Annotated in this window: 8 protein-coding genes and 3 pseudogenes; 4 read left to right on the forward strand and 7 right to left on the reverse strand. The window is 61.3% G+C overall.

Annotated features, from left to right (window positions below; genetic code table 11):
* Positions 1 to 105 precede the first annotated feature (105 nt).
* The 6 genes and pseudogenes from KBY67_RS14485 to KBY67_RS14990 all read right to left on the reverse strand — a co-directional run.
* Positions 106 to 858, reverse strand: coding sequence for a hypothetical protein (locus KBY67_RS14485; RefSeq protein ID WP_255111792.1), 753 nt, complete (start codon positions 856 to 858; stop codon positions 106 to 108).
* Between the two features lie 114 nt (positions 859 to 972).
* Entirely contained in the window at positions 973 to 2,142 is a 1,170-nt protein-coding gene (locus tag KBY67_RS14490; protein WP_255111793.1) for a glycosyltransferase family 4 protein, read from the reverse strand.
* A 137-nt stretch (positions 2,143 to 2,279) separates the two neighbouring features.
* Positions 2,280 to 2,513 (reverse strand): glycosyltransferase, encoded by a 234-nt coding sequence (locus tag KBY67_RS14495; protein WP_255111794.1) that lies wholly within the window; start codon positions 2,511 to 2,513, stop codon positions 2,280 to 2,282.
* A 172-nt stretch (positions 2,514 to 2,685) separates the two neighbouring features.
* Complete coding sequence (locus KBY67_RS14500) at positions 2,686 to 3,222, reverse strand: ISAs1 family transposase (RefSeq protein ID WP_255111795.1); 537 nt, start codon at positions 3,220 to 3,222, stop codon at positions 2,686 to 2,688.
* On the reverse strand, positions 3,213 to 3,548 hold the full coding sequence (locus KBY67_RS14505) for a hypothetical protein (protein ID WP_255111796.1): 336 nt from the start codon (positions 3,546 to 3,548) through the stop codon (positions 3,213 to 3,215). The genes KBY67_RS14500 and KBY67_RS14505 overlap by 10 nt, the downstream gene beginning before the upstream one ends.
* A gap of 68 nt (positions 3,549 to 3,616) precedes the next feature.
* A pseudogene (locus KBY67_RS14990) lies at positions 3,617 to 3,874 on the reverse strand (transposase family protein); the annotation flags it as partial.
* A gap of 85 nt (positions 3,875 to 3,959) precedes the next feature.
* On the opposite strand from KBY67_RS14990, the pseudogene KBY67_RS14510 reads away from it, so the two are divergent.
* From KBY67_RS14510 to KBY67_RS14525, 4 genes and pseudogenes are all read left to right on the forward strand, one after another.
* Positions 3,960 to 4,424: pseudogene (locus tag KBY67_RS14510) on the forward strand (transposase); the annotation flags it as partial.
* Between the two features lie 47 nt (positions 4,425 to 4,471).
* On the forward strand, positions 4,472 to 5,608 hold the full coding sequence (locus KBY67_RS14515; RefSeq protein WP_255111799.1) for an IS5 family transposase: 1,137 nt from the start codon (positions 4,472 to 4,474) through the stop codon (positions 5,606 to 5,608).
* Between the two features lie 216 nt (positions 5,609 to 5,824).
* Positions 5,825 to 5,959 (forward strand): annotated as a pseudogene (locus KBY67_RS14520) (transposase); the annotation flags it as partial.
* 70 nt (positions 5,960 to 6,029) lie between these two features.
* Positions 6,030 to 6,629, forward strand: coding sequence for a transposase (locus tag KBY67_RS14525; RefSeq protein ID WP_255111800.1), 600 nt, complete (start codon positions 6,030 to 6,032; stop codon positions 6,627 to 6,629).
* A gap of 127 nt (positions 6,630 to 6,756) precedes the next feature.
* Here the strand turns inward: KBY67_RS14525 and KBY67_RS14530 are convergent.
* The coding region (locus KBY67_RS14530) for a hypothetical protein (RefSeq protein WP_255111801.1) at positions 6,757 to 6,959 on the reverse strand (203 nt) is incomplete at its 5' end.

Below are 6,959 nucleotides of genomic sequence, written 5' to 3' on the forward strand. Positions count from 1 at the left end.
CCACGCTCTGCCTGTGCGGCGGGCTCATCCGCCTCCTCACATCAGCCTTGACGGCCTCGCTGTATCCGCGCATTGGTCATGTCCTCAAGCCCCCGGATGGAAGGATCAAAGGGGTGACATCTTTCCTGAACCCGGGGGCTGCTGAGCTAAAAGTGCCAGTTGATTGTGTTGCTCATAGGGCTTACCTCTTGTTAGCTCGTCACGCTCTTGATGAAGCATAAGCTTGACGCGTGCTCCTGAGGCTTTGGCTGACGTAAGCAATGCTCGGAGGTCAGCCAACCCTTGGCGTGTTTCAGGTGACGAGATATTTTCACATGCTGGAACTGAAACCATAGAGGCGGTGCTTGTGTGCATCGAAGTTGATCGATCCAGGCCTATTCGTGACTGGAGATGGGGCAAAATATAACGAAAAAGCAGTTCTTCAAGTGCCAGTCGTGGATTCTCCGTGGGTTGTGTCAGCGGATTCAAAGAAGTATACTTTGGATTGTCGCATGCGTCGTGACTGGAAGCAACCACCACCACATCACTGGCCCCCATAAATCCGTAGCGTTCGGCCCAGGCACGCCAATTGCCAGGACCCCAGCTTCCAGCACTGACATTACCAATCTCAACCCGCTTCCCCTGTGACCGTAGTCTTTGCTTCATCACTTCAGTGGGAATCGAGTCTTGAGGGATTTGAGCGCCTCCGTTGATTACTGAGTCACCGAATACAAGGATCCGTCGAACGCCATGTACAGGCTCGGCTTCCATGCCATCACTGCGCATGCCATATGCATTGATGGCGAATCGATGATGAAATCGACTTAGCTCTTGACCAGGGCGAAACATGTATTCGATTTCCGGATCAACAATCGACAATGGGGGAGTGCCCAGGCCCACGCCAAAGCGTGCAATTGCCTCGCTGATACCAGCTAATATGAGAAGAATCTTGCAGATAGATCGTGAACGTTTTTGTCTTGCCATTGATCCGGTTCATGGAAGCCTATGGGAAAGGAGCTTAGCGATGCATCTTGATCGCCATGAGAATGCAGGATTCGCTGATGCATAGACAGCAGCGTCCTGCAGTGCCTGGGAAAAACTGGCGAGGCTGAAGCTTTCCAGCCGCCGCCTCGCCGCCACAACCATTGTGAAACGCTCCTGGGCTGATTGGGCTTCAATCCGGTGCATCAACTGGGCCAGGGTCCTGGGATCAAGGGGATCAAAGCAGAAGCCGGTGCTGCCGTGGTCGATCAGATCAACAGTGCAGCCACAGGCTGAACTCACCAGGACCGGCAATCCGGCAGCCATGGCCTCATTCACCACAAGGCCCCACTGGTCGGAGCTGCTGGCCAGCACGAAGGCGCTGGCTCTCCCATACACATCGGTGAGGGCGTTGAGTTGCCGAAATGGCTCAAGACTCACCCGTTCTGGTTCAGGAAGTTCATAGATCCCTGCCTGGATCGCCGCTTCCTCTGCCCGTGAACCCACCAGCCGTAGGTTCCAACGACCGCCAGCGTGCTGATAGAGGCTGTAAGCGCGCAGTAGGCCTAGGTGATTTTTCTTAGCTATGAACCGGCTCACGCAAAGGAACTCCTCTGGATCTGACTTCGAGCCGTCTGCTGCTGCTGCTGCTGCGGCACTGGAAAAGAGCTGATTGTCCACTACATCCCAGGGTTGTGTGATTGCTTCTGGAAAAAAGCCCAGCTGCTCGAGGTAGGCACGGCTTTCAGTGCCGGCCACAACAGCGGCGGAATAGCCGCGCAGCAGTTGCTGCTTCATCCATTCCTTCACGGCGGAGCGAGGCTCATCACGCTCGCGGCTGTCGCTCACGATCACCATGGGAATGCGCTGTCGGTGGCAGATCAGCAATAGCCGCTGATAGGCAGGGTCGGCCCAGCCGACGCTTACCACCACCCGGGGGCGCGCCTTGGCAAGTACGGCAACCAATTGGCGATCTAGGTCCCCAATGGGGGGGTCAGCTTCCGGGTTGAGATGGCCGCCGAGGCGATGGATGGCGTAGGCACTCCCAGGAGTAAAGGCCCAGGGGTATTCCTGTGACTGGGGCCGGGTTTCCAGCACGTGCAGCTTCTGCTCTTGCGCTGCGTACTGAAAGCGGGCGTGGTGATAAGGCCCAATGCGATGGAGGGCAACAAGCAGGCTCATGCTCAGGCCAGGCCGTGGGATGTCAACATTTTCTCTCCGCTCAGCACTCTTGCCCGCACTGGGGCGATCACAGACTGAACCGGTTGAAGGGTACCGAGCACGAACAGGTCATCTCACCCAACGCTGCTTGGGATGGGTTAAGGATAGCCAATAATCTCCTCCAGTCTCTCCAGCGCCGCCTCCCAAGTGAATTCGCGCGAGCGAAGTGCCAGGGCGGCGCGCCAGCCAATGTAGTTTTCATAGGGGTTGAGGTGGGACGCAATCCAGTCGGCCACCACATCCGGCTTGGGATGGGGGGCGAACAGCTGGCCGCAGCCGCCATCGGGCATGGTGGAGTGGATGCCGCCTACCGCATGGGCAAGAACGGGCACCCCAAGACGTAGACACTCACGGTTGGAGATGCCGAAGCTTGCGTCCCCTGCAGTGGTGGAAATTCCCTGAGGCCTCAACCCCGGCGTAGCCGGGGTTGAGCGCGCACCACAGCGACCCGGCTCAGCCGCTGGCGTTGCAAGGGGTTGGCAGCAGGGCTGACTGAAAGTCAATTCAGCTCGCCTCAACTGAGGTGATCCCCATCCAGCTGAGCATGAGGCTGATGTCGTGGGCTACGGCCATCAAGCCGGCTCTAATTGACTGAAATCCGTTGTTGCGCAGCAGATTGAGAGCCAGGGTGCGCAGTAGGGCCAGCACCTGGACGCCATTGCGCTCGGTGTAGCGGTGAGCGTCTTCGCCGAGCTGGGTGTCCCGTGGCCAGTGCCACTCGTTCTCGATCGCCCAGCGCTGGCGGATCAGACGCAGCAGCCCCTTTGGGCTGGTGCGTAGGGTCGTGATGAACAGATGGACGTGTCTGAACGGCTTGCCGTCGCGCAGCCCACTGCTCACCAGCTCGATGATCCAGCTGGCACCTACCCAGCGTTCACGGATGGCGTCTGTGGCATTGCGGGCCCTGAGCTGCCAGCGCACCTGGCGGCCAGGGCTCTTCTCGAAATCACTGATCTCCACTGGGAAGTGCCGGTGACCGCGGAACTGAGCGACGATCTGGCGGTGCAGGTTGCTTTGGTTGCGTTTGACGGTCAGGAGCAAGTCGGCGCCCTGCTCGGCGGCGAGCTGAAAAACGCAGGCGAGGTATGCAGCGCATCGGCCTGGATCAGAACGCCGTCGAGCTCCAGGCTGCTCAGTAGCGCTTTGAGGGCAGCACGCTCGTGGGACTCGCCGGTATCAAAGGAGGTCTGGGCGATCGCCACGCCCAGCTCCCTGGTGTAGAGCGTGACCTGGGTAACAAATCGCGTGGCACCATCGGCTCCATCGCTCTGGCTGGCAGAGCCCCGCAGCGTCTTTCCATCACAAATAAGTTGATCAAACTCCTTGTCCTGATCTGCGTTCTGGGCCAGCATCCAGCCCTTGAGCAACGAGAACAGCTGCTCCAGCTCGACCCTCTCAAGCAGGTATAGGAAGGTCGAATCGCAGGGGGGGCGTTCTGCAGCTCCAGGCCCAGCGCGGTACTGAACGCCTGGCGGTGCCGCTTGGCAAAACGCTCCAGATCACGTGCGCTGCGGCAGCCGCTCAGGATCCCGAGGATGGCCATCAGCAACAGCAGCCATTGGGGGTAACGCACCCCTCGGCGCTTGCGGCCTTCTGGAAGGGATTGCAGGAAAGCGATCAGATCAGCAGTGGCAGCAGGCTGGGCCAAGGGACGAGAGCAGCCCCGACACAACCAGAGCAAGATTGGCCGCACAACGACCCTTGTGCCTGACTTTCAGTCGGCCCTGGGGTGGGCAGGCCCGTGACCCTGGTTTGAGTCCTACCTCAACCAGACGAACATGCCCTCAAAGCATTCTGACGCCTCTGCCCTGGCACCGCTACTCGATGGGAGCAGCGCCGGTGAGCTGATCCCGGAGCTGGTGCGCCATGGCCTGCAGCAGCTGATCGAGCTGGAGGTTGCCGCCGTGCTCGGCGCGGAGCGCCACGAGCGCAGCGACGACCGCCTCGGCTACCGCAATGGCTACCGCCCCCGCCTGCTCACCACGCAGGTCGGTGACATCGAACTGCGGATCCCCAAACTGCGCTCCGGCAGCTACCTGCCCTCGATCCTTGAGCCCCGGCGACGCGTGGATCAGGCCCTCTACGGCGTGGTGATGGAGGCGTACGTCGGCGGCATCTCAACCCGCAAGGTCGATGCCCTGGTGGCCGCCCTGGGAGTCCAGAGCGGCATCTCCAAATCCCAGGTGAGCCGGATCTGCGCCGACATCGACGTGCAGGTGCAGGCGTTCCTTAAGAGTTCGCTGAAAAACTCGGCCAGCTCTGCGAAAATGGGGCAACTGCACCAGTAGTGATGCGAGGCCAACAGGAGCGCAGCGGCTCCCTGTTCTCCTACGTCTCGATCGAGGAGCGGATCCCCACCAGCCATCCGCTACGGCGGATCCGCAAGTTGGCGGACCAGGCTCTTGATCGGCTCAATCCCACCTTCTGCGCGCTGTACGCCTCAGAGGGACGACCATCGGTTCCACCGGAGCAACTGCTGCTGGCCACGCTGCTGCAGGCGTTCTATGGGATCCGCTCCGAGAGGCTGCTGCTGGAGCATCTCCACTACAACCTGCTGTTTCGCTGGTTTGTCGGCCTGAGCCCTGACGATCCGATCTGGCATCCCACCACCTTCACCAAGAACCGCGAGCGCCTCCTCAACGAGGACGTCATGGGCAAGTTCCTCGAGAAGCTGATGGGAGCTCCCGAGGTCAAACCGCTGTTCAGCGATGACCACTTCTCCGTGGACGGCACGCTGTTGCAGGCCTGGGCGTCATACGCCTCCTTGAAGCGGATTGATGGTCAGGAGGATCCTCCGCCTCCGCCCACAGGTCCTGGCGAGGGATTCGGTGCCCCCAAGGGGGGAAGGAAGCGGGCCAAGGGTGACTTTCGCGGCATCAAGCTCAGCAACGAGACCCACCGCTCCAGCACGGATCCCGACGCTCTGCTGGCCCGGAAATCCAAAGCCCATCCAGCGCAGCTGTGCTACCGCGGCCATGTGCTCATGGAGAACCGCCACGACCTGATCGTCGATTGCCGCGTCACAAAGGCCACGGGCACCGGTGAGCGGGATGCCGCCCAGGAGATGGCAGCAGACAGTGCCGGTGCTCACCAGAAGACCATCGGCGCCGACAAGAACGACGACACGAAAGGGTTCGTGGCCGAGATGCGGCGGCTGGGCGTGACGCCCCACGTGGCGCAGAACACCGCCCGCAGCGGTGGCTCAGCGATCGATGCCCGCACCACCCGCCACGTGGGCTACGCCAAGTCGATCAATGCCCGCCGCGGCATCGAGAAGGTATTTGGCTGGATCAAGGCGTTCGGCGGGCTGCGCCAGTTCAAACTGCGCGGCCAGGAAAACGTGAGCGCCGTATTCGGTCTGCACGTGATCGCCTACAACCTGATCCGACTGGGCAACTTGCTCAGGCCCACCATGGCAAGGGCATGAGCCGCCAGTTGCCCAAAGGTGTGCTCAAACGGCGGCAGTCGGGCCGCCAAAACAGCCCAAATGCGGCGAAATCGGGCTGTCTGAGCGCTTGAAACGACCTCATCTGACGAAATCACAGAGATATCAGCTCGGAGATGGGAAAACGCGGCTGCTTAGTCGGTTTTTCCGCAAACTCTTAGCCGCCCGCTCCAGGAGTCCGGCTACGCCTACCTGTATCTGGATGCCACCTACCTCCACGGCCGGTTGGGCAAGGCCATGCAGGTCTGCTCTCGGGCTGTGGTGGTGGCCATGGGCGTCAATGCCGATGGTCGCCGCGAGCTGCTCGGGATCCAGACGGGCGACAGCGAAACCGAGAGCTTCTGGAGCGAGTTCATTGGCTCGCTCAAGGAGCGCGGCCTCTCTGGGGTCAAGCTGGTAGCTGGTGATCAGCGACGCCCACGTGGGCCTCACCAACGCGATCCGGCGGATGCTGCAGGGCTGCTGCTGGCAGCGCTGCAGGGTCCATTTCGCCAGAAACCTGCTGCAGCGGGTTCCCAAGGTGCACCAGGGCATGGTCACCGCGGCACTGCGCTCGGTGTTCGCTCAGGAGAAGGTTGCCGAGATCGAGGCCCGCTGGGCCGATCTGGCCAGCTCACTGGTGGAGCGCTTCCCCAAGGCTGCTGAGCTCATGCTGCACGCCCGGGAAGACGTGCTCGCCTTCCGTCACTTCCCGCCTCAACACTGGAAAAAGGCCTGGAGCACCAACCTGCTCGAGCGCCTCAATGAGGAGATCAAACGCCGCACCCGAGTGGTTGGCATCTTCCCGAATGACGCCTCGATCACCCGCTTGGTGGGGGCTGTGCTGCTGGAGCAGGACGAGCACTGGCAGCTCGAGGGCCGCCGCATGTTCTCGGCCGAGAGCATGGCCGCCATCCCCTCGCTGGAGGAGCTGCCTGCGCAGCCATCCATCCAGGAAGCAGCGGCGGCGATCACCGCCCGGGGGCCGGCACTGCGGACGTCACGGCCAAGATTGCAAGCGTAGGCCACAACCGATCGGCAATCCAGGCGAAAGACTTGACAAGTCAATCGTCTGGATTCATCGTGAAACAACGAGGTGCATATGCGCCTCGCGAATGACAGCCCGTCATTCACCCCTGTTCACCCTCAGATCAGGGCAATCGGGCCTCGGGATTTACACCACGCGAAGGGACGCGGCCCAGCACTGGTTTGGCGTTGGCATCCTGGGCTGCCTGCCGCCAACGGCTCACCTGCTCAGGAAACAGCCCCCGCTCGCGGCAGTAGGCGCTGAGCTCGGTGGCATTGAGTCCGGCGCTCTCCAGCACCACCGTGAACTTGTCGGTAGCGCTCCAGC

This window comes from Synechococcus sp. RedBA-s (assembly GCF_024345495.1).
GTDB lineage: Bacteria > Cyanobacteriota > Cyanobacteriia > PCC-6307 > Cyanobiaceae > Regnicoccus_A.